Source organism: Chryseobacterium metallicongregator (assembly GCF_031324065.1).
GTDB classification, from domain to species: domain Bacteria; phylum Bacteroidota; class Bacteroidia; order Flavobacteriales; family Weeksellaceae; genus Chryseobacterium; species Chryseobacterium metallicongregator.
On record NZ_JAVIXS010000003.1, the window covers coordinates 113,931 to 136,511 of the forward strand.

Genomic DNA, 22,581 nt, shown 5'->3' on the forward strand with positions numbered 1-22,581 from the left:
AGGCTGTCTTCGGACTAAAAACAGCCTTTTGTGGTTATTTATAATTCATCAATACACTGTTCAGTTTTACATTGATTCTTGGATCAATAGCTGTATTGACTTTGTAAGATTTTATGATCACATTGGTAAGATTTTTTCTTCCCATGGTTGGCGGACAGATGGTGTACTCTTCAGCGCCTCTTATCGTTAATTTACTTAAAGAGGCAATGTCCTTCTGGCTTAATAATGCTGCATTTGTAGCAACCTGGTTGTTTTGAATAGCATAATAATTGGCACCCAGTTCTTTAGCTCCGTATTTTTTCAGAATCCCTTCCACTTTTGCTCTCAGATCACCATATTTTGTCCAGTCGATGTTGGCTTTCATAAGACATCCGCGGATTACATACTGTCTGTTGATTTTATAGATAATGAAATTGGTGCCCAAACTGTTCTGATGAAGTTTCTGAAGGCTTAATAAACTTTTCATGTCTTCATCCGAAATTTTTTTAACATCTTTCAGAATGTAATTATGGTCTACAATGTAATTGCCTTTTTCTTTATAAAAAGACATTTCCTGAGGTTTTAGCTGGGAAAATATCATAACAAGTCCCACTATTGCTCCGATTAATAATAAAGTCTTTGTTTTCATGTGGTTATTTTTAAAATATCCCTACTCTTTTTTAGGATTTTCGGGTTCCTCCTTTATTTGAATGTTTCATGGTTGGAAAACGTATATCAAAGGTAGAGGCATGTAAGCACTTGTATAAGAGTGTTTTTCCTGTTTTTTTATGAGGATTTTGACTTGTGAACTGAGATATGAATCAGGATTTTGAATAATAATGGCTATTTATAGATATTCAAGTTGCTGTATTGTGGCTTAAAATATGAGTTCTGAGAATGAACTAGATAATGAACTTAGTGAAGTTTTGTTGAATGCGTTGAGAAAAATGATGAAGGAAATGGATGAGGTTTTTAATATGAACTAACCAGAGAAGGAATATCTGACTATAAAGCAAAAATAAATCCCGAAGGTGGCCGGGATTTATTTTTTAATCAAATTAATTCTTCCTTTTTCAGGAGTGAAATAATTCGTTGCAAAAATGAAGTGGATATTTCTGTCTTACTTTTTGCTGCAGAAGAATCAGTTCTACTTTTCAGTACAACTTTTTTGTGATTCTCATGGTTAGTTTGTGTCTCTCCTGCAATCATCTTGTTTTCTCTTAGTGTTTTTACCCCTTATTCTTATTGCAAACTTATAACTAATACCACAAAAATAACATCCGTGTTTTCACGGTATTTTATATGGGGTTTTCACTGATATGTAGATTTTTATACATTTAATAGGTAATTTATATGTCTATAATTAGTTGATTAATAAAAGAATATGTATATTTAAATCTCCGTTAAAGGAAATAATAAAAGAGGTGTCCGAAAATCTAAAGAGTAGGAAATTAATACTAAACTAAAATTATTATGAAAAATTCAAAAAAACTTTCAAGAGGAGAAATGAAAACTGTACAAGGTGCTATTAAAGGGTGTAATCCACAGATATTTTGTACCAGCCCACAAACAAAGTGTTGTCCGGGATGGGTTTGTGCTGGTATAAGACAATATTGTATAGCCGTATAATGACTTTTTACATACAATTTAGATCTGGCTAAGAAAAAGAGAGAGATTAATTTCTCTCTTTTTTTGTATCTTCCTGTTGAACTTAAAAACTAGCTTTAAAATCCTTAAATTTGTTTTTAAATTAAAATGGTATGAGTTTTTTTGAAGAAAAGAATCCTGAAATGGACAGATATTTGGAGGCACACGCTTCTTCGGAATCCGAAATTCTGAAAAAGCTCAGAAGAGAGACCTATCAGAAAACGACACAGCCTCATATGATTTCCGGATATCAGCAGGGAAGACTTTTGACGATTATTTCCCAGATGATGCAGCCGAAAAGTATTCTTGAAATAGGAACATTCACAGGGTATGCTACCTTATGCCTTGCATCAGGACTGGCAAAAGACGGAAAAATTACAACATTGGATGTGAATGAAGATCTTGCCTATCTTCCTAAAAAATATTTTGAGTCTAGTGAATATGCCGGTCAGATTGATTTTAAACTTCAGGATGCCAAGGAATATTTAAAAGAAACAGATGAGTTTTTTGATCTTATTTTTGTAGATGCTGATAAAGAAAACTATGCTGAATATTTCAGACTGATTAAACCGCATACAAAATCAGGAACGGTGATTCTTTTTGATAATGTCTTGTGGTATGGTAAAGTGTTGGAAGAAAATCCGAAGCTGAAATCTACCCAGTCTATCCAGGAATTAAATGATTTGGCAGCAAAAGACGAAGATTTTGAAAATCTTATTTTACCTTTGCGTGATGGAGTCAACTTTCTTCGCAGAAAGTAACTGAAATATTCAAGGATTAAACATTTAAAGAGATACACATTGTATTTTTAATCTTTAAATTATTCAATCTTTAAATTGAAAATTAATGAATAAAGGAGTTTGTATTGTTACAGTAGCGCCGGTTCGTGCAGAAAATTCTGACAGAGCTGAAATTGTTACGGAAATATTGTTTGGGGAAAGCGCAGATATTTTGGAGGTAGATAAAAACTGGACCAAAATAAAAATGCATTATGATGGCTATGAAGGATGGATGGACACCAAGCAGCTGAAACCTATAACAGACGAAGAGCTGGCCAAAAGAAAAGTGACTGTCGTTACTGAAGATTTTTCTTCTGTACTCATGAATGATGGCAAAACTTTACTTTCTATGGGCTCCGAAGTGGAGTTTCCGGTGGTTGCTTCAAGAAGAAGTCATGATGTGCGTGAAAGTATTGCCCTGACAGCAAAAGAGTTCCTAAATGTACCTTATCTGTGGGGAGGGAAAAGCTTTTTTGCGGTGGACTGCTCCGGATTTACCCAATTGGTTTACAAAATTCACAATATAAAAATACCCAGAGATGCATCACAACAGGCTGAGGTAGGTGAAGCACTTACTTTTATAGAAGAAACGCAGCCTGGAGATCTTGCATTCTTTGAAAATGCAGAAGGGAAAATTATTCATGTAGGAATTATGCTGGAAAATCAAAAGATCATCCATGCTTCCGGAAAAGTAAGGATAGACACGCTGGATTCCACAGGGATTTTCAATAAAGAAATGAATAAGCATACTCATAAACTGAGAGTGCTGAAAAGTGTAATCTAATCTTAATTCAATCTCGTCTGAAATGGAAAATATTCTTTTTACAGTTTTTGATATTTTTAATTTTGGATTGGTTGTTTTTCTGTGGTGGTTTACCCTGAAAAACTATAATACATTGCCAGAGAGGATTCCTGTACATTTTGATATGGAAGGGAAAGCGGATGGATTTGGCGGAAGAATGTATGCCTTTCTGATGCCTGCACTGGCTCTGGGATTATATGCTCTGTTCGTTTATGGCATGAGACATCCTGAATACACTAACTTCCCGGTAGAAATTACGGATCAGAATATGAATGCTCAGTTTTTAATTATTAAAATTGGCTTGAGAATTCTTTTTTTGCTACTGGCAGTTATTTTTATGAATATTCAGGACTATATGTTCAGATATGCCTTAGATGATCAGGCTAAACCGAGAATTACATTTGCTGCCATCTTTTTATCTGTCGTTTTATTTACTCCTGCATTGCTTTTTATTGCTCATCTATTCAAATGATACATTCTAAAGATAATTCAGAACATTATATCTGGGGAAACCAATGTGACAGCTGGATTCTTAAAAATACCCAAAGCTTATCCGTAAAGCAGGAGAAAATGCCTGCAGGTACTTCAGAGAAACTGCACTTTCATAAAGTGGCAGAACAGTTTTTTTATATTCTGAAAGGAGAAGCAGTATTCCACATTAATAAAGAAAAATTCTTGGTTCAACAAGGAGAATCTATATCCATTGAGCGGGGAATGAAGCATCTTATCTCCAATGAATCAGATGAAGAAATTGAGTTTTTAATCATATCAAATCCTCCCACGGATAATGACAGAATTGAAATTAAAGAATAATTAAAATGGCATTTCTGTACAATATATTTATCAGTCTACTTACCTTCGGAATGAAGGCTTTTGCGCTGATTAATGATAAAACTAAAAAAGGCGTTGAAGGAAGAAGCCAATCTTTGAATAAAGTAAAGTCTGTATTTTCAAAAACAGATCAAGTAATCTGGATGCACGCAGCAAGCCTGGGTGAGTATGAGCAGGGATTACCTGTTCTGGAGAAACTTAAAGAGAATTTTCCTCAGCACAAAATACTGGTGACTTTCTTTTCTCCATCAGGATATGAAAATGTGGTAAAGAAGAAACATATTGCAGACGTTATTTGTTATTTGCCTTTCGATAAAAAAAGTGCTGTAAAAGAATTTATAGACCAATTTAATACTGAACTATTTTTTACGGTTAAGTATGATTACTGGTACAATCTTTTTTCAGAATTGAAAAACAAAGGGACAAAGATTTATGTCATTTCTGCCCTGTTCTATGAAAGACAGTCTTTCTTTACTTCCTATGGAAAATGGTTTGTGAAGCAGCTTCAGAGAAATGTAGATTGGTTTTTCCACCAGACTCAGTTTTCATTGGCTTTGGCGAAAAGCGTTGGATTAACGAAGTCTTCCGTAACGGGAGATACAAGATTTGACAGAGTAAAACAGCTGCGTGAAAGAAATAATCATGTAGATTTTATTGCAGACTTTATTGGTGAAAATAAAGCAATAGTCTTTGGGAGTTCGTGGCAGGCAGAAGAGAAAATAGCAGAAGTAGTTTTCCGCAAAAATAATACAGTAAAACTAATTATAGCGCCTCACGATCTGAAAAGAGTAGAACATTTAAAAAATATATTCCCGGATGCTTTACTGTACAGCGAAATACAAAACACTCAACCTTCAACTTTCAATACTTCAATTCTGATCATAGACAGCATTGGTTTATTATCAAAATTATATTCCTACGCAGATGTAGCTGTTGTAGGAGGAGGATTTCATGATGCGGGACTTCATAATATTCTGGAAGCAGCTACCTTTGGTGTTCCTGTGATCTTTGGAAATCATTACAAAAAGAATCCGGAAGCGGATGGCCTGATCTCGGCCAATGGCGGAAAGTCTTTCTCTGACGAATATACAGTATCAGAATTCGTTTTATTTCTTACGAATGAGGATAACAGAGAAGAACTTGAAGAGATGTCTCAAAACGCCGGAAAATTCGTGGATGAGAAACCAGATTCTACCAGAATGATTCTTCAGAAAATTTTATCTTAAGAATCCCTGGCTTTTAATGTCTTTCATGATCTGATCAATGTTTTCAGGAATCCTGTCGCATTCCAGCCAGTTGAGGTCAAGACCGTTATTGGTACACAATTTTTGAAGATAATGGTTTTCTGATATTTTCTTTTGAGTATCATGAAGATACTCATCAATTTCCATCCAGTAATCTTCATCCAGCTTTTTTACAAGAATCAATGACTTGAAAACTTTGTTGATGATGTAAATGTAAAGTTTATAAACATTGTCAAACCTTTGTCTGCTGAGGTCACTATTGTTTTCCAGTACCTTGTTGACAAGAAGAAGATTTAGGGAAATCTCTCCAAATTTATCAGTCGTTATTTTTACATGTTCTGTAATCTCTGCACTTATTTTTCGAACAGTAGAAAGGAAATATTTAGCATTTCCCACATATTTTGAAGCCAGAAGAAGCTGTTCCTCCACATGCTCTTCCATCGCGTTTCTTTTATCATCCGTAGTTTCCGGATCAATCAGTTCGAAGTAGAGCTTTTTAGATAATAATTTATCCTTTCTCAGGAGTCTGAAAATAAGTTTGTCCTTCTCCGTTCCGGAAAAAGCACTCAGAGCGGCTTTGAACTCTTTTGAATACTCCATTAATTGAAAATTTTCGAATATTTCAGGAATCCGTTTAATGCCCAGTTAGCCGTATAATACAACGATTTTACTGTGGAGAATCCCATGAAATCTTTATAGACAAGATACTGATCTTTGATGATGTTTTTTTTATTCCTTGAAACGCTGTTTTCGCGCATTCTGTATTTAGCCATCGTTTTTTTTACCGGGTAACCTTTAGGAATTACTTTCAACAAATTCAGCCACATGACATGATCTTCACGCTTGCTTTTTACCGGAAAGAAAAATTTTCCGACTCTTTTAGTATCATAAATGGTGGAAACCGGTGCCAGTCTGCAGGTTTTAAGTAAATTCGAAAAAGTAACAATTTTGTCGGCTTCGAAATCTTTTAAAATCGGTTCCATTGTATATTCATCACATCTTGAGTAGTTGCAATATGCCAGTTCTGCATTATTTTGCTGAAGAAATGTAATCATGCTTTCCAGGTATTCGGGATACCACAAATCATCCGAGTCGAGAAACGCAATATATCTTCCATCAGCTCTTTCAAGGCTTTTATTTCGGGCATTTCCTGCTCCTCCATTTTTCTCCAGTACCTGCAATTTTATTCTGGGATCATTATATTTTTTGATGATCTCAACAGTGTTATCTTTAGAAAGATCATCAGTAATCAGCCATTCCCAGTTTTCATAGGTTTGGTTAAGAACAGAATGTATGGTTTCCTCGATAAATTCTGCAGAATTATAACTGGGAGTAATAATGGAGATTAGATCTTTCATTTATGTTTTTCTATACTACAAAATTATAAAAATCTTTTTTCATAAAGATGCCAGGAGCTTACACCTACCGCAATAACCACCAACATACATACCAAAGCCATTACAAATGGATTATAATCTTCAAATAACCCTAAAGTCTGGAAAGTTCTGATAATAGGGAAGTGGAAAATGTAGATCCCGTAGGTGAAATCGCCATATTTTCCGAAATTATTTAAGAATTTGAATGAATAGGCAATGTACATTACAATAACCCCGATCATCATTGGAGAAAAAAGCTGAACTTTTAAGAATAAGTCAATCCACACAGTAACGAATGCAATGATGAAAATGATATTTTTATGTTGGATGAATTTATCAAAATTAAAGTAAATTAACATTCCAGGGATAAAATAGGATAATGTTCCTGGAAGCTGTTTGGCAAGTGAAATTTTATTTAAAGATTCAAAATAATTTAGATAAATAAGTGATAAGAAATATAAAATAATCAAACTTATATTTCTGTATTTATTATTTTTTCCGAAAAGCAAAAACAACAGAGGAACCGCAAAATAGTAGCACATTTCTATTTTCAGTGTCCATAGGGCTCCATTCACTGCTTGATTCCCAAAAACTCCCGGAAGCCAGGGGGCTTTAAAATTTAAAAATAATGAATTCCAAAAAATGTATTTGTAAACTTGTGTATTGCTAAAATATTCAGTGAAAGAATAAGTGCTTACCAAGCTTAATAAAATCGCGCATAAAAAAATAACCAATAAGTAGGCAGGAACAATTCTTTTGATTCTCTTTTTTAAATAGCTTTTCAGGCTTGAAGACCTCTCATAGCTCCTTGCAATAAGAAATCCACTCACTGCAAAAAAACCGAAAACAGCAATTTCTATGGGGCTGTGCTCAAAAATCTTGAGATCAGGGGAAGCGCTGAGTGTGCCAAGATGTCCCAGAAAGACAATAAAGGCAAGGAGAACACGTATAAAATCAAAATTGTTTCTCGTAATATCCTGCATTTGTATTTTGTTTCCTGCAAAAATAACTTTTTTAATAGAATGAACGATGCTCATGTATTCATTATTTGTTAAATAAAGGGAAAATAGGGTGTCCCTATTTTTAAATATATATAAATAATCGTCGATGAAATAATTTTTCATAAAAAATAGTAATATAAATCAAAAAAATTATAATTTTAGCGCTTGAAAAAATTGATCTATGAAGAAATTAGCATTACTATTTGCAGGTTTATCTTTGTTTGCTGCAGCTACAGGCTGTAGTAGTGACAATGATACTGTTCTGGAAGCTCCTCTTGTTGGGACATGGCAACCGTTAAAAGAAGTAGTTACCACTGTAGAAGTTGGTGAAGACCCGGTTTCTAACACGATTACTTATACAGATTGTCAGAAGCAGACAAGATGGTGGTTCAGCGTTGACTCTAAAGGAGGAAAAACCAACTGGGGAGATACTGCTACACCTGGTCAGTGTGCTATTCTTTCAGATATAAAATTCAATTATACTTATAATAAGGAAGGGAAAGACGTTCAGATGAAAATTCAGGGAATCGTGGAACCGCAAAATGCAAAGGTTATTACTTTGGATGCTACAACGCTCAATCTTGCGGTAAGAGAGGAGACTCAGGATCCTACTATATTCCAGACAAGAACATATACCTTCAAAAGAGTTACTCAATAATAGTATATACTTCAGGATATAAAACAGATCTCATCTCCGGATGGGATTTTTTTGTTGAGGGTAGAATTGCAATTCATTATAAATTCAATTTCTATTTACTTTAAAATCATTATTTTTGTGAATCTTGTCAAAAAGAAAAATAATTCAGTCTAACATATAACATATATATAAAGTGTTTTACGATCATCAGCAGATAGAAAAAAAGTGGCAGAAATACTGGGAGGAAAATCAAACCTATAAGACCTCTAATAACACAGACAAACCTAAGTTTTATGTACTCGATATGTTTCCGTACCCATCAGGAGCAGGACTTCACGTAGGTCATCCGCTTGGATATATTGCATCGGATATCTATGCAAGATACAAAAGACATCAGGGGTTTAATGTACTCCACCCGGTAGGATATGACAGCTTTGGACTTCCAGCTGAGCAATATGCGATCCAGACAGGACAGCATCCGGCTATTACTACAGAACAGAATATCAACAGATACGAAGAGCAGCTGAAAAAAATAGGTTTCTCATTCGACTGGAGCAGAGAAGTAAGAACTTCAGACGCTTCATATTATAAATGGACACAATGGATTTTTATCCAGCTGTATCATTCGTGGTATAATAAAAATACTGATAAGGCAGAATCTATTGATTCTTTGATTCACCATTTTGAAGAAAAAGGAACAGAAGGATTAAATGCCAATCAGAATGACGAATTAAATTTCACTTCAGAAGAGTGGAAGAATGCTTCTGAAATTGATAAAGAAGATATCCTTTTAAACTATCGTCTTGCTTACAGAGCAGAAACGACAGTAAACTGGTGTCCTGCATTAGGAACGGTACTGGCGAACGATGAGGTGAAAGATGGAAAATCTGAAAGAGGAGGATTTCCGGTATTCCAGAAGAAAATGATGCAGTGGAGCATGAGAATTTCTGCGTACTCTGAAAGATTATTACAGGGATTAAATACATTAGACTGGCCGCAGCCGTTGAAAGATTCTCAGGAATACTGGATCGGAAAATCTCAGGGAGCTCAGGTGCAGTTCAATGTAGAAGGTCATAATGAAACCGTTGAGGTATTTACCACAAGACCTGACACCATCTTTGGAGCAACTTTTATGGTATTGGCTCCGGAAAATCCTTTAGTGGAAACCATTACTACGGATGCTCAAAAAGTAGAAGTAGATACCTATATTGAAGAAACTTCCAAAAAAACGGAGAGAGACAGAATGTCTGACGTGAAAAACGTGAGCGGAGCTTTCACCGGAAGTTATGCGATCAACCCATTCAGCAATGAAAAAATGCCAATCTATATTTCAGATTATGTGTTGATGGGATATGGAACAGGAGCAGTGATGGCAGTTCCGGCACACGATGAGCGTGACCACAGATTTGCTAAGAAATTTAATCTTGAAATCAAGAAAGTGGTAGAAACGGAAGAAGATGTTCAGGAGAAATCTTTTGATTCCAAAGATTCCGTTTGTGTCAACTCTGATTTCTTAAACGGATTACATTATAATGAAGCGAAAGCAAAAATGATTTCCGAGATCGAAACGAAAGGAATCGGTCATGGAACAACAAACTACAGACAGCGTGATGCTATTTTCTCAAGACAGCGTTATTGGGGAGAACCAGTTCCTATATATTATAAGGATGGAATGCCTTACACGTTGCCGACTTCTGCTTTACCATTGGAACTTCCTGAAGTTGAAAAATATTTACCTACAGAAGACGGAGATCCTCCATTAGGAAATGCAAAAGAATTTGCATGGGATGAAGCTAACCAGAAGGTAATCGCTACAGAACTGGTTGATGATAAAACAATTTTCCCTTTAGAATTATCTACGATGCCAGGTTGGGCAGGAAGCTCATGGTATTTCCTTAGATATATGGATCCTAACGATGAAGAAACTTTTGTTAAAAAAGAGTTAGCAGATTATTGGGGACAAGTAGACCTATATATAGGAGGAAGCGAACACGCTACCGGACACTTATTATATTCCCGTTTCTGGAACATGTTCTTAAAAGACAGAGGATATATCAGTCATGATGAGCCATTCCAGAAATTGATCAACCAGGGGATGATCTTAGGGATGAGTGCATTTGTATACAGAATTGACGGTACGAATCAATATGTATCTAAAAATTTGGCTAAAGATTACCAAACTCAGCAGATTCACGTAGACGTATCCTTATTAAAAGGAACCTCTGATGAATTGGATACAGAAGCCTTCAAATTATGGAGGCCGGATTATGCAGAGGCAGAATTTATTCTTGAAGACGGAAAATACATCACAGACCGTGAAGTAGAAAAAATGTCCAAGTCAAAATATAATGTAGTAAATCCTGATGACATCTGTGGAGAGTACGGAGCAGACGGCTTAAGATTATATGAAATGTTCTTAGGACCTTTAGAACAATCCAAGCCTTGGAATACACAAGGGCTAAGCGGAGTATATGGTTTCCTTAAAAAATTCTGGAATCTGTATTTCAACGGAGACGTATTTGAAGTTTCAGATGAAGAACCTACAAAAGCAGAATACAAAGTTTTACATACCTTAATAAAGAAGGTAGTATACGATATTGAAAACTTCTCTTTCAATACCTCAGTATCATCCTTTATGATTGCTGTAAACGAGCTTCAGAAAATAAAATGCAACAAGCGCAATATTTTAGAACCGCTTGCCGTTATCATTTCTCCGTATGCCCCTCACATCTGTGAAGAATTGTGGAGTTTATTAGGACACGGTACATCGATAGAATTTGAACAATTCCCGGCATTGAATGAAGATTATCTGGTTGAAGACGAAATTGAGTATCCGGTAAGTGTAAATGGTAAAATGAAGTTCAAAATTTCGCTTTCAGCTCAATTATCTGCCAAGGAAGTAGAAGATTTGGTGATTTCGAACGAGAAAATGCAACAGATTTTGGAGGGTAAAACCCCTAAAAAAATCATTGTAGTCCCTCACCGTATTGTGAATATCGTAATTTAAAAAAAAATTAACATTGGGAAATTAAAAAAAATGGGTGTCTTATTTTTATGATTTTTTAATTCAAATGTTAAATTTGGAAAAAATAAATAAAATAATTTAAAATAATTACTATTTCGAAATCGTATTAAATTTTCTTTATCAAAAAAAAGCAAAATGTTTAATTAAGACTCTTGCATTTTAATTAATTTTGCCTTTAATTTACACCCTGTAAAATTTTAAAACAATATAATTTAGTTAAATATGGAAATGAATGTTTCAAAAAATGATGAGCAAGTAGTTGCTAGAAAGGCAGGAGGTTTAAATCCAGCTGTTATTATTCCTATTCTATTTGCTATAGGAGTATGTATTTATTTATTCGTTCTTGGTAGCCCAGGAAACTTTAAGGATGCAGAAAAACTAGGAAGTGGTTCTGTAGCTTTTTCAAGTGTTGAAGGAAAAGACATTCACCCAGAATCGTTTTTAGGTATTATCTACAAAGGAGGGGTTATCGTACCAATCTTGATTACTTTCATGATTACTGTAATCGTTTTCTCTTTTGAAAGATATTTCGTTCTTGGTAAAGCTGCTGGAAAAGGAAACTTAGACAACTTCGTTGTTCAAGTAAGAAGCTTACTAAACCAAAACAAAATTGACGAAGCTATCGAAGAGTGTGACAGACAACAAGGATCTGTTGGTAACGTAGTAAAAGAAGGTCTTACTACTTACAAAGCACTTTCTCACGATACTACATTAAATAAAGAGCAGAAAATGGTAGCTCTTAACAAAGCTATCGAAGAAGCTACTACTCTTGAGATGCCAATGCTTGAGAAAAACATGATGATTCTTTCTACTCTAGGTACAGTTGCAACCCTAATCGCACTACTTGGAACAGTAATCGGGATGATCAAGGCGTTCTTTGCATTAGGTTCAGGAGGTGGTACTCCAGATGCTGCTGCTCTATCTACAGGTATCTCTGAAGCCTTGATTAACACGGCATTAGGTATTGGTACTTCAGCAATCGCTATTATCCTTTATAACTTCTTTACATCTAAAATTGATGGATTAACTTACAAGATCGACGAGATCTCTATGAGTATCCAACAATCTTTCGCTGAATTCAACTAAGAATTAGCAAGATATTTGCATTAGCAATTAAAAGAAGTTTAATTAAAAATATTTTATAATAATGGCGAGAGTCAAACCTAAAAGACATGGAGTAGTAACGGACATGACCGCAATGTGTGACGTTGCGTTCCTACTTCTTACGTTCTTTATCTTGACCACTCAGTTTAAAAAACCTGACGTGGAGCAGATCAAACCGCCATCTTCAATTTCGGAAAAATTGCTTCCTGATGCTAGTTTAATGACTATCAACGCTACTCCGGACGGAAAATTCTATTTCCAGCCAGTAGAAAATGCATCAGAAAGAATTGCTCTTTTGGATAAAATGGGACAAAAGTATGGTATTACTTTTGACAACAACCAAAAAGCTGCTTTCCAGAAAGTTCAGGCAATCGGAGTTCCAATGAACCAGCTTAAAGGTTACTTGGATATGCCTGCAGATGAGCAGAAAAATTATAGAAGTCCATCAGGAATTCCTATGGACAGTACAAATAAGCAATTAATTGATTGGGTAAAAGAAAGTTTGAGCGTAAACCCTGACTATAAGTTAGCGATTAAAGGTGACGTTACAACACAATACCCTAAAGTGAAAAGCTTATTTGAAGGTTTAAGAGATATTGATTTTCTTAAATTTTGGTTGATTACATCACAAGAAGGTAAACCTAACGAATAATATCGATAGAAATGGCAGAAGTACAAGTACAAGAAAAAGGCGGCAAGGGCGGCAAGGTCCGTTCCAAGAAGCAAAACACCAGAGTCGATATGACTCCGATGGTGGACTTGGGTTTTCTATTGATTACCTTCTTTATGTTCACAACTACGTTCAGTAAACCGAACGTTATGGATTTGGGTCTTCCGGCTAAACCGAAAGATGAAAAACAAAAACCACCTCCAACAGAAATTAAACTTTCTAACTCAATTTCTATCTTATTAGGAAAAAACAATAGAGTTTTTTGGCACCAGCAGGATGCTACATCCTTAAATGACCAAACTCTTATGGAAACTACTCTTGACAGAGAAGGAATTAGAAAAGTAATTCAGCAGGCAAAATCTAGAGCTGCAGATCAAACGAAATTTACCGTGATCATCAAGCCAACTGACGATGCTATATATAAGAACTTTGTTGATATTCTTGACGAAATGGCAATTACCAAAAGTGAGCAGTACGGGGTTACTGATATCAAACCTTGGGAAAAAGCTATTTATGAGAAGAAAGTAGGAGGTGCTGCCGCACCAGCTGCTACAAAGTAATTTAACCATAAAATTGTATATCTAATCTATGGCAGATGAAAATGTATACGGTCAGAATCTTACTTTAGACGAGATCGTATTTGAAAATAGAAACAAGGAATATGGTGCCTATGATCTTAGACATCAGTATCCGAGACTTTTAACAAAGTCTTTTATTATCGGAACAGCATTATTCCTTTTGGCAGCTTTGTCTCCGTTCATCTATCTTACGATTAAAAATCTTACAGCTCCGCCTAAGCAAGAAGTTAAGGCAGATCTAGTAGATATTATCGAGGAAGAACCGATTATCGAGCAGCCTAAAGAAGAAGAACCACCACCACCTCCGCCTCCAAAAGAGGAAGAGAAAATTGAAGTAATTCAGAACGTGGTTCCAGAGCCTGTAAAAGCTCCGAAAATTGAAACACCACCACCACCAATTTCTAAGCAGTTGGAAACTACAACTGGTTTGAATAATCAGGAGGGGGTAAAAGCTCCGGCTTATACACCACCACCGCCACCACCATCTACAGGTACTAAAGCTACTACAGTAGAAGTGAAAGCGAACAACCCTAACGAGATCTATAAAGATGTTGACCAGTCTGCAGAATATCCTGGAGGTATGGGAGCATTAAGAAAGTTCTTGGGAGATAACTTCGATACATCTTTGATGGAAGGAGGTGAAGGAACACTTAAAGCGAAGCTTAAGTTCGTTGTAGAAAAAGACGGAACTGTTTCGAATGTTACTATTGAAGAGAAATCTCCAAATGGCGACTTCAACAGTGAAGCAATGCGTGTAGTTAAGAAACTTAAAAAATGGACTCCTGCGAAAAGAAACGGGGAGAGCGTTAGATCTTACTATAGCGTACCATTTACTATGAACTTTGAATAAGACTTATTTATTCAAAATATAAATAAAAAGAGAGGCTTATGCTTCTCTTTTTATTTTTTTTGGTATTTTTGTTACATGATGTTCAATTGGTTATCCCTGGTTACGGGATTGTTTTATATCGTTTTAGGAATTGTAGTGATTGTCTACAAATTCTTCTTTACTATCTTAGAGCCCGCTGTTGCTTATGCGTTAGGAGTGGTGCTTATTATCTATGGTATTTTTAGAATTTACAGGGCGATCTCAAGAATTAAAAAATCGAGAAATGAAGAATAGTTTCAAGCTTGCAGTAATTTTTGTGTTGAGTATGATGCTTGCAAGCTGCAAAAAGGAGAAAAACGCTCCTTCTTATCACAAAGGTAATCTTACAATTTTTACTGACGAATCTTTTCAAAGCGTTACAGAAGCATTAGCTGACGGCTATATGATCAACTATCCTGAGACACACATCAAAGTAGAAACCAAGAAAGAAGATTTAGGACTTCTTGATCTTTTGAAAGGAAGTGCTAAAGTGGTAGTAATGTCCAGAAATCTTAATCCTGAAGAAATAAAAACATATGAGGAAAGAACAGATTTAAAGTTTCTTCCTGCTAAATTTGCTGCAGATGCAGTGGTTTTTGTTGTTCCTAAAGATTCTCCAAAAGAAAGTATTTCAATAGAAGAAATCAACAGCGGTTTGATGTCTGATAAAAAGGAATTTATTTTTGACGGAACCAACTCCAGTAACCTGAATTTTGTTGCTGAGAAATTAAAAAAACAACCCAAAGACCTGAAATTTTCCATTATTCCGGGAAATCAGAAGATTATAGAGGAATTAGGAAAATATCCCGATAAAATAGGCGTTATTGGATTGAATACTTTTAGCCGTCCTTATGATAAAACGTCAGAAAAATTGAGAGAGATGGTGAAGGTTCTTCCTGTGGTAGAAAAAGGAAAATCTTACAATGCAGATTTTGAAGGACTTCGTACAATGGAATATCCGTTTACAAGAGTGCTTTATTTCCTGATTAACGAAGGTAATTTTAATATTGCCAATGGATTTATAAGATTTTCATGTACCCATTTAGGCCAAAAAATTGTGCAGAAAGAAGGGTTGCAACCTTATAATATTTATAAGAGAGAAGTGCAGATGCGTTAAAAAATATTAAATTCACAATTTATCCTCATTAAAAATTTTGATTTGGTCTGAAAATTGTGTACAATAAAACTCAATTATTTGAAAATATAAAATGAAAGATATAATGAATATGAATGTAAAGAAGATTGCTTTTGGAGCAGCCGTGGTATTTTTTACCGGTTTTGCCTCTGCACAGACATTGCAGGATGGTATCAACAGTATAGACAGTGATAAATTTGCGCAGGCAAAAACAAATTTCACTGAAATGATCGCTAAAGAACCTACAGCTGATAACTACTTCTATTTAGGAAATACTTTCTTAAGACAAGGAGAGCCAGATTACGCTAAAGCAACTGAAAATTTCAATAAAGGCTTAGCGGCTGATGGTAAAAGCTATCTGAACAAAATTGGTTTAGCTGCTGTTAAATTAGGTAAAGGTGATAAAAATGCCGTTGCTGAAATTCAGAAAGTAGTTACTGATTCAAGAGAAAAAGATGCTGAAGTTCTTTTCAGAGCAGCAGAAGCTTTAACTCTATTCGAGAAAAACAGTTCACCTGATCTTGCTATTCAGTTTTTAACTAAAGCTATCGAAAAAGCTGAGAAAAAAGGTGTTCCTGCCCATTATTATTATACATTAGGAGATGCTTACAGATTAAAGAGAATGCCGGGAGAGGCTATGTCTGCTTATGATAAAGCATTGCCTACTGCTAAAAATAAAGCTTCCGTTTATACAAGAATGGCAACTTTATGGATGGCTGCACAACAATGGCAACAAGCTAAGCAAAACATTGATAAAGCTATTGGTGTAGATGCTACTTACGCGCCTGCATATAAGGCATTAGCTGGTTATGATATCAGATACCAACAGAATGCAAAGGCTACACAAGACCTTATCAACTATACCAAGTATGCTGATGAAGATCCGTATACTCAATTAGAAATTGCAAAACTATACTTCACAAACGAAGATTATGCAAACTCTAAAATGGTATTAGATAAGATTTTTGATAAAATTGAAGATCCTATCAAGTTCAAATTAAGAGCTTACAATGCATATGCCGATAAAAACTATGCAGATGCTAAGCAAAACATGGATACTTTCGTTTCTCAGGTTGAAAAAACAAGAGTACAGCCTGCCGACCAAGGTTTGCAAGGTCTTATTGCTGCAGGTTTAGCAAAAGATGAAAAAGATGCTGCTAAAAAGACAGCTTTAATGACAGAATCTCAGCAGAAAGTTGCTATCGCAAAGGCTGCTAAAGATGAAACAATGAAGTGGGATCTTGAATTGGCTAACATCGCTGGAGGCGGTGGTGTATCTCAGTCAGAAGTTGACAAAGGACCTACTAACCCTACCATTGATGCATTAAAACAGAAAGTTGCGGCTAATAACCAGGATTCTGATTCATTATTTAAGCTAGCTACAGCTTACCAGGATGTTAAAAACTGGAATGGAGCTATCCTTACATGGCAAAAAATGTCTGCGCTTCTTCCAGATTGGGCACCGGCATATTACAGCCAGGGATATTCTTACCAGCAGGCAGGAAACAATGATGCAGCAAAAATGGCTTATGAGAAATTCATCAGTACAGTAAAACCAGCTGATCAGGAAGCTAACAAACAGACTCTTGCTTATGCTTATTTTGCTGTAGCATATATGAGCAAAGACTCTGATGCTGCTAAAGCAAAAGATTATGTAGCAAAATCTCTACAGTTGGATCCTACTTACCAGGATGCTGTAAAATTAAATGCAGAGATCAATAAGTAATTTAAAATTTAAATTATAGATATTAAAACTTCCCATTCGTAATGTTTGGGAAGTTTTTATTTTAAACTTATCTTTGATTTTATGAAAACTGATATACTTGCTTTTGGAGCACATCCTGATGATGTAGAATTGGGGTGTGGAGGAACTATCGCTAAAATGGTTTCAGAGGGAAAAAAATGTGTAGTTGTAGATCTTACAAGAGGAGAGCTCGGAACAAGAGGTACAGATGAAACCAGAAAAGCTGAAGCTGCAGATGCTGCCAAAATCTTAGGGCTTTCCGCAAGAGAGAATCTTGGAATGAAAGATGGTTTTTTGGTGAATTCCGAAGAATACCAAATGAGGATCGTAAAAATGATTCGTAAATACAGGCCAGAAATCGTCTTAGCGAATGCAATTGATGATAGACATCCAGATCATGCAAAAGGAGCGAAATTAGTATCGGATGCGTGCTTTTTGTCCGGACTGAGAAAAATTGAAACTGTATTGGATGGAGAATCTCAGGAAGTATGGAGACCAAAACATATTTTTCATTATATTCAGTGGAAAGATATCAAACCGGAATTTGTTATTGATATTTCGGAGCATCTTAATACAAAGTTGGAAGCTTGTATGGCATACAAAACTCAGTTTTATGATCCGACTTCTAAAGAACCCGAGACTCCAATTACCACAAAAGACTTTTATGAGAGCTTAACTTACCGCGCACAGGATTTAGGGCGATTATCGGGAGTGACTTATGCTGAGGGATTTACGTCTGAAAGATTAATTTCTTTGAAAAATTTTGATGGAATTGTTTGGTAGTTGAGGAAATTGTCCTATATTTGCACTCAGAAAACGGTGATTGTAGCTCAGTTGGTTAGAGCGTCGGATTGTGGTTCCGAAGGTCGTGGGTTCGAGACCCATCATTCACCCAAAGAAAGTACACTTTTTGAAAGTGTACTTTTTTATTTTTGTACCTATTTCAGTACTCACTAAAAGTTTATTTTTCTACTTTTTTTTCAAACTTTTTCACGTATTACGTTTATAATCTTGAGCCAGCATATAAAAATGGTATTGCCAAAATAATAAAATAGGTATGAGAAATCTTAAAAATAAATATTCATCATAATATTCAATAGAAACGGGCTTTAGCCCATTGATAGTTTTAGAGCATAAAAAAAGCATCTTTTTCAGATGCTTGTGTTTTTAGATATTCTTTTTTTAAACCTCGTCGTCAGAATCAATTGTATATGATCTGCTTTTGAAGTCTTTGTCATGTTTTTCTGAAATTACATCCTCACCCTTTTCATTAATGATGAAATCTGTGGACTCATTAAACATCTCCTGGAAACTCTTAAAATCTTCCTTGTAAAGGTAAATTTTATGCTTCTCGAATGTAGCTTCCCCATTCTCTCCGAAATTCTTCTTACTCTCCGTGATTGTAAGATAATAATCTCCTGCTTTCGTCTCGCGCACATCAAAGAAATAAGTTCTTCTCCCTGCTTTTAACACCTTCGTGAAAATCTCATTTTCATGGCGTTCCTTGTATTCACTCATTGTTAGATATTTTTTAATCTTGTTAAGAACAAATATAAAAGAATTCTTTTAATCACAAAATTTTTTTTATGATTTATTTAACAATTGAGAATGAAATGGCTATGCGGTTACAGAATTGGCAATTTCGGTTAGGTTGATAATCTGGTGGGCTTTTTGTGCGCTAGACTCTCTGTGTGTGATAATTATGGAAGTAGCGTTACTGATTTTTTTGTCAATATTTTCCAGAATATTCTGCTCCGTTTCAGTGTCTAAAGCGGACAAAGAATCGTCAAAAATAATGATATTAGGGTCCTTAATTAAGGCTCTTGCGATACAAATTCTTTGCTTTTGTCCCCCCGAAAGCATTACTCCGCGTTCACCTACAAGTGTTTTATATTGGTCTTTAAACTCTACAATATTTTTGTGAACATCTGCAATATTGGAATACTCTACTACTTTCTCGTGAGAAGGATGATCAATGGCAAAACCAATATTATTTTCAATAGAATCCGAGAATAAATAGCTTTCCTGAGGAATATACCCGATAAAGTTTCTGTAGTTCTCCAGATTATGGTCTTTCAGGTTTTTACCATCAATTAAAATTTCTCCTACTGTAGGATCTATTAATCGGCATAATAGTAAGGCAATAGTTGATTTTCCACTACCGGTTTTCCCCATAATAGCTAATGATTCTCCGGCTTTTACTTTGAAACTTAGATTGTCCAGGGCTTTGATGCCTGTATTTGGATATACGTAAGAAACATTTCTGAATTCTATATCTCCTTTGATCGGATAATTTTCAAAATTAGTATTAATAATTTCAGATTTTTTATCCATAAATTCATTGATTCTCTGCATAGATGCTTCAGCTCTCTGGTTGACAGAAGTTACCCATCCTACCATAGAGAAAGGAAAAATCAGGGTGTTGATATACATGAAGAAATCGGCAATCTTACCAATGCTTAATTCTCCTGCAATATATTTTGTTCCTCCAATCCAGATGATCGCTACATTTAATAACCCGATGACAAAAAGAATAATGGTGAAAAAATAGGCTTCCGTTTTAGCAAGATCCAAAGCTTTATTCTGATAATCGGTGACTTTGATTCCGTAGTTTTTTTCAATGTATTTTTCTCTGGCGAAAAATTTTACCACACGGATTCCGGAAAAGCTGTCCTGAACAAAAGTTGAAATGGCAGACTGGCTTTTCTGCATGATCTTTGACTTTTTGTTGATAATAGAACTTACCTTATAAATAGCAAAAGATAAAATAGGAAGTGGAAGTAAAGTCCACATCGTCATGGAAGCATCCGTTTTTACCATGTAAATAGCTGTAATCAGTACCAGTACAATCAGGTTGGCTACATACATCACCCCAGGACCAAGATACATTCTTACTGCCACCACATCTTCACTTAATCTGTTCATTAAGTCTCCGATGGTAGTTTGTTTATAATCCGTTAAAGATAAATCCTGATAATGTCTGTAGATTTTATTTTTAAGCTCGTATTCTATTCTTCTGGACGCAACAATGATGGTCTGTCTCATCATAAAGGTAAAGAATCCGGTTAAGAGAGAACATCCTACAATAATTCCAACATAAATCAGAACCTGATTGTTAAAGCCAAGATTCCCACTTTTTGTAAGTTCATCCACAGATTTTCCTACAAACTGAACCTTATATATATTAAAGAAATTACTGGCAATGATAAATAGTACCCCCCAAAACAACAATATTTTGTGTTTCCAAAAATAGGGGTTTAAGGTTTTAAGCGCTTTCATATAGTTGCACAAAATTACAAAAATGTCATCACACTACGAATTTCATCAATTTTAAATTTTGTATCTTTGCACCCATAAAAAAGCTCTTTGAATGTTAGGAAGACGACAAATCCGTGAAAAAGTAGTACAGACCGTGTATTCTTACTACCAAAATCCTGTAAAATTTGATGTTTTAGAGAAAAACATGTTTGCCGGGATAGAGAAAATCTATTATCTATACATCTATCAGCTCAACTTTTTGGTGGGCTTGAAAGATTTGGCAGAAAATCAGATCGAAATTGGTAAGAATAAATTTCTTAAAACTGATGCTGATATTAATCCTAACCAAAAATTCATCAACAACCAGGTATTGCTTAAGCTGGAAGAAAATCCTGAAAGATTATTTTTCACAGGACAGCACAAGCAACTGAAATGGGATATGCATGATGATTTATTGGTAAAAACTTTCCAGAGAATTACTGCCGGGAAACGTTATCAGGATTTCATGAAAGAAGAAGGATATTCTTTTGAAGAAGATCAGAAATTTATAGGTAAATTATTTCTAAGATATATTGCTGAAAATGAAGATTTTCATGATTACTTGGGAGATAAGGAACTTTCATGGTACGATGATATCCATATTGCCAATTCAATGGTACAAAAAACAATCGGTTTCCTGAGAGAAGATGAAGAAAGCAGAACTTTGATCAAAATGATTAAAGATGAAGAAGATAAAACATTCGCTGCAAAATTGTTAAGAGATACCCTGAATAACTGGGAAAACAATGAAAAGAAACTGGAAGAAAGACTGGAAAACTGGGATTTGGAAAGAGTTTCTCTAATGGATAAAGTAATTTTATCTACAGCAATTGCAGAACTTGATAACTTTGCTTTCACACCTTCAAGAGTAATTATTAATGAATATATTGAAATTGCAAAAGTATTTGCTACAGACCGTTCCAATATCTTCATCAATGGTATTTTAGATAAATATTGTAAAGATCAAAATAGAATATAAAATGAAAAAGACGTTATCAATTATCGCCTTGTCAATTATAGGCTTTGGGTTAGTATCATGTAAAAAAGAAAACAAAGAAACTCAAAGTGCTGAAACTGCAACTACTGATTCTGCAGCTGTTGCGGCTCCGGTAACCACTGATTCTGCAGCAGCACCTGTAGCAGGTGAAACAGTTGCTCCGGTTTCTAACGAACCATCTACTTCTGTAGCTTTATCTGAAAACAGCTTCGATTTTGGAAAAATCAAAAAAGGAGATAAAGTAGAGCACGTATATGAAATTACCAATACAGGTAAGAATCCATTAATCATTTCTGAAGTGAAGCCAGGATGCGGATGTACAGCTCCTGATTTTACAAAAGAGCCTATCATGCCTGGTAAAAAAGGAAAAGTTACTTTGCATTTCGATTCTTCAAGCTTCGACGGAAACGTTCAGAAGTATGCAGACGTTTTTGCTAATGTAGAAAAAGCTCCAATCAGATTAACGTTCACAGCGAACATTCAACCATAATATTTACAATATGTTAACACTATTTTTACAGGCACAGGGTGGATCTTCACCTATGATGCTGATCATGATGGGGGTAATGTTTGTAGGGTTTTATTTCCTGATGATCAGACCTCAGATGAAAAAGCAAAAGCAGGAGAAAAACTTTCAGGAAAACCTTAAAGTGGGAACAAGAGTAGTTCTTACATCAGGTCTTCACGGAAGAATTGCTCAGGTTCAGGATGATGGTTTTGTTATCGAAACATTATCCGGAAAACTGAAATTCGAAAAAGCAGCAGTTTCAAGAGAAATGACTGAAGCTCGTTTTGGAGATAAAGCAAAAACTGCTGATAAGGCAGAAGACAAAAAAGAAACAGCAACTGAAGAAAAAAAATAATTCA

General features: G+C 35.2%; 25 protein-coding genes and 1 tRNA gene. 20 read left to right on the forward strand and 6 right to left on the reverse strand.

The features are described 5' to 3' along the window. Nucleotides 1-34: 34 nt before the first annotated feature. The gene (locus REB14_RS04730) at nt 35-628 is read right to left on the reverse strand and encodes a hypothetical protein (protein WP_309521642.1); all 594 of its coding nucleotides are present in this window, start codon (nt 626-628) and stop codon (nt 35-37) included. A gap of 824 nt (nt 629-1,452) precedes the next feature. On the opposite strand from REB14_RS04730, the gene REB14_RS24190 reads away from it, so the two are divergent. The 6 genes from REB14_RS24190 to REB14_RS04755 all read left to right on the forward strand — a co-directional run bounded on the left by REB14_RS24190 (nt 1,453) and on the right by REB14_RS04755 (nt 5,264). Then, the gene (locus REB14_RS24190) at nt 1,453-1,608 is read left to right on the forward strand and encodes a CCPGW family putative bacteriocin (protein ID WP_409993781.1); all 156 of its coding nucleotides are present in this window, start codon (nt 1,453-1,455) and stop codon (nt 1,606-1,608) included. A gap of 131 nt (nt 1,609-1,739) precedes the next feature. Next, nucleotides 1,740-2,387, forward strand: coding sequence for an O-methyltransferase (locus REB14_RS04735; RefSeq protein ID WP_079243334.1), 648 nt, complete (start codon nt 1,740-1,742; stop codon nt 2,385-2,387). A gap of 85 nt (nt 2,388-2,472) precedes the next feature. After that, nucleotides 2,473-3,189, forward strand: coding sequence for a C40 family peptidase (locus REB14_RS04740; protein ID WP_034693014.1), 717 nt, complete (start codon nt 2,473-2,475; stop codon nt 3,187-3,189). 22 nt (nt 3,190-3,211) lie between these two features. Next, nucleotides 3,212-3,679 (forward strand): DUF1648 domain-containing protein, encoded by a 468-nt coding sequence (locus tag REB14_RS04745; protein ID WP_309521643.1) that lies wholly within the window; start codon nt 3,212-3,214, stop codon nt 3,677-3,679. Next, the gene (locus tag REB14_RS04750; protein WP_309521644.1) at nt 3,676-4,020 is read left to right on the forward strand and encodes a cupin domain-containing protein; all 345 of its coding nucleotides are present in this window, start codon (nt 3,676-3,678) and stop codon (nt 4,018-4,020) included. Before REB14_RS04745 ends, REB14_RS04750 begins: the two co-directional genes overlap by 4 nt. A gap of 5 nt (nt 4,021-4,025) precedes the next feature. Further along, entirely contained in the window at nt 4,026-5,264 is a 1,239-nt protein-coding gene (locus REB14_RS04755; RefSeq protein ID WP_309521645.1) for a 3-deoxy-D-manno-octulosonic acid transferase, read from the forward strand. On the opposite strand, the gene REB14_RS04760 is transcribed toward REB14_RS04755, so the two are convergent. From REB14_RS04760 to REB14_RS04770, 3 genes are read right to left on the reverse strand one after another with little or no spacing between them, the layout of a single operon-like run. Beyond that, nucleotides 5,256-5,882, reverse strand: a complete 627-nt coding sequence (locus REB14_RS04760; protein ID WP_079243330.1) for a calponin homology domain-containing protein — start codon at nt 5,880-5,882, stop codon at nt 5,256-5,258. The genes REB14_RS04755 and REB14_RS04760 overlap by 9 nt on opposite strands. After that, the gene (locus REB14_RS04765) at nt 5,882-6,640 is read right to left on the reverse strand and encodes a glycosyltransferase family 2 protein (protein ID WP_079243329.1); all 759 of its coding nucleotides are present in this window, start codon (nt 6,638-6,640) and stop codon (nt 5,882-5,884) included. The genes REB14_RS04760 and REB14_RS04765 overlap by 1 nt, the downstream gene beginning before the upstream one ends. A gap of 23 nt (nt 6,641-6,663) precedes the next feature. After that, nucleotides 6,664-7,695: an acyltransferase family protein gene (locus REB14_RS04770; protein WP_309521646.1), complete on the reverse strand. Its 1,032-nt coding sequence runs from the start codon at nt 7,693-7,695 to the stop codon at nt 6,664-6,666. Nucleotides 7,696-7,840: 145 nt separating this feature from the next. Between REB14_RS04770 and REB14_RS04775 the strand changes: the two genes are divergently transcribed. The 11 genes from REB14_RS04775 to REB14_RS04825 all read left to right on the forward strand — a co-directional run bounded on the left by REB14_RS04775 (nt 7,841) and on the right by REB14_RS04825 (nt 18,314). Next, nucleotides 7,841-8,317 carry a lipocalin-like domain-containing protein gene (locus REB14_RS04775; RefSeq protein ID WP_047373532.1) on the forward strand — a complete coding sequence of 159 codons (477 nt, stop codon included), beginning with the start codon at nt 7,841-7,843 and terminating at the stop codon, nt 8,315-8,317. 172 nt (nt 8,318-8,489) lie between these two features. Further along, the gene (gene leuS, locus REB14_RS04780) at nt 8,490-11,303 is read left to right on the forward strand and encodes a leucine--tRNA ligase (RefSeq protein ID WP_309521647.1); all 2,814 of its coding nucleotides are present in this window, start codon (nt 8,490-8,492) and stop codon (nt 11,301-11,303) included. A gap of 240 nt (nt 11,304-11,543) precedes the next feature. After that, nucleotides 11,544-12,407: a MotA/TolQ/ExbB proton channel family protein gene (locus REB14_RS04785; protein ID WP_034693032.1), complete on the forward strand. Its 864-nt coding sequence runs from the start codon at nt 11,544-11,546 to the stop codon at nt 12,405-12,407. Between the two features lie 61 nt (nt 12,408-12,468). Beyond that, nucleotides 12,469-13,077 (forward strand): ExbD/TolR family protein, encoded by a 609-nt coding sequence (locus REB14_RS04790; RefSeq protein ID WP_034693033.1) that lies wholly within the window; start codon nt 12,469-12,471, stop codon nt 13,075-13,077. Nucleotides 13,078-13,088: 11 nt separating this feature from the next. After that, a complete protein-coding gene (locus tag REB14_RS04795; RefSeq protein ID WP_034693034.1) occupies nt 13,089-13,655 on the forward strand; it encodes an ExbD/TolR family protein in 567 nt (188 codons plus the stop codon). 28 nt (nt 13,656-13,683) lie between these two features. Continuing rightward, nucleotides 13,684-14,523 (forward strand): energy transducer TonB, encoded by an 840-nt coding sequence (locus tag REB14_RS04800; protein WP_079243326.1) that lies wholly within the window; start codon nt 13,684-13,686, stop codon nt 14,521-14,523. A 75-nt stretch (nt 14,524-14,598) separates the two neighbouring features. Further along, the gene (locus REB14_RS04805; protein WP_171006307.1) at nt 14,599-14,796 is read left to right on the forward strand and encodes a DUF308 domain-containing protein; all 198 of its coding nucleotides are present in this window, start codon (nt 14,599-14,601) and stop codon (nt 14,794-14,796) included. Then, complete coding sequence (locus REB14_RS04810; RefSeq protein WP_034693036.1) at nt 14,786-15,658, forward strand: PstS family phosphate ABC transporter substrate-binding protein; 873 nt, start codon at nt 14,786-14,788, stop codon at nt 15,656-15,658. The genes REB14_RS04805 and REB14_RS04810 overlap by 11 nt, the downstream gene beginning before the upstream one ends. A 91-nt stretch (nt 15,659-15,749) precedes the next feature. Further along, nucleotides 15,750-17,402, forward strand: a complete 1,653-nt coding sequence (locus REB14_RS04815) for a tetratricopeptide repeat protein (RefSeq protein WP_079243324.1) — start codon at nt 15,750-15,752, stop codon at nt 17,400-17,402. An 81-nt stretch (nt 17,403-17,483) separates the two neighbouring features. Beyond that, complete coding sequence (bshB1, locus tag REB14_RS04820) at nt 17,484-18,203, forward strand: bacillithiol biosynthesis deacetylase BshB1 (protein ID WP_079243323.1); 720 nt, start codon at nt 17,484-17,486, stop codon at nt 18,201-18,203. Nucleotides 18,204-18,238: 35 nt separating this feature from the next. After that, nucleotides 18,239-18,314: transfer RNA gene (locus REB14_RS04825), tRNA-His, on the forward strand. Nucleotides 18,315-18,602: 288 nt separating this feature from the next. On the opposite strand, the gene REB14_RS04830 is transcribed toward REB14_RS04825, so the two are convergent. Together REB14_RS04830 and REB14_RS04835 are read right to left on the reverse strand one after the other, a co-directional pair. After that, the gene (locus REB14_RS04830) at nt 18,603-18,938 is read right to left on the reverse strand and encodes a DUF3276 family protein (RefSeq protein ID WP_002976288.1); all 336 of its coding nucleotides are present in this window, start codon (nt 18,936-18,938) and stop codon (nt 18,603-18,605) included. Between the two features lie 99 nt (nt 18,939-19,037). After that, nucleotides 19,038-20,699 (reverse strand): ABC transporter ATP-binding protein, encoded by a 1,662-nt coding sequence (locus tag REB14_RS04835; RefSeq protein WP_079243322.1) that lies wholly within the window; start codon nt 20,697-20,699, stop codon nt 19,038-19,040. A 91-nt stretch (nt 20,700-20,790) separates the two neighbouring features. On the opposite strand from REB14_RS04835, the gene REB14_RS04840 reads away from it, so the two are divergent. Genes REB14_RS04840 through yajC form a run of 3 tightly spaced genes read left to right on the forward strand, consistent with a single transcriptional unit; the run spans nt 20,791 to nt 22,577 of the window. After that, the gene (locus REB14_RS04840) at nt 20,791-21,696 is read left to right on the forward strand and encodes a transcription antitermination protein NusB (protein WP_034693040.1); all 906 of its coding nucleotides are present in this window, start codon (nt 20,791-20,793) and stop codon (nt 21,694-21,696) included. 1 nt (nt 21,697) lies between these two features. Further along, nucleotides 21,698-22,204 (forward strand): DUF1573 domain-containing protein, encoded by a 507-nt coding sequence (locus REB14_RS04845; protein WP_079243321.1) that lies wholly within the window; start codon nt 21,698-21,700, stop codon nt 22,202-22,204. A 10-nt stretch (nt 22,205-22,214) separates the two neighbouring features. Beyond that, nucleotides 22,215-22,577 (forward strand): preprotein translocase subunit YajC, encoded by a 363-nt coding sequence (gene yajC, locus REB14_RS04850; protein WP_079243320.1) that lies wholly within the window; start codon nt 22,215-22,217, stop codon nt 22,575-22,577. The last annotated feature ends 4 nt before the right edge of the window (nt 22,578-22,581 follow it).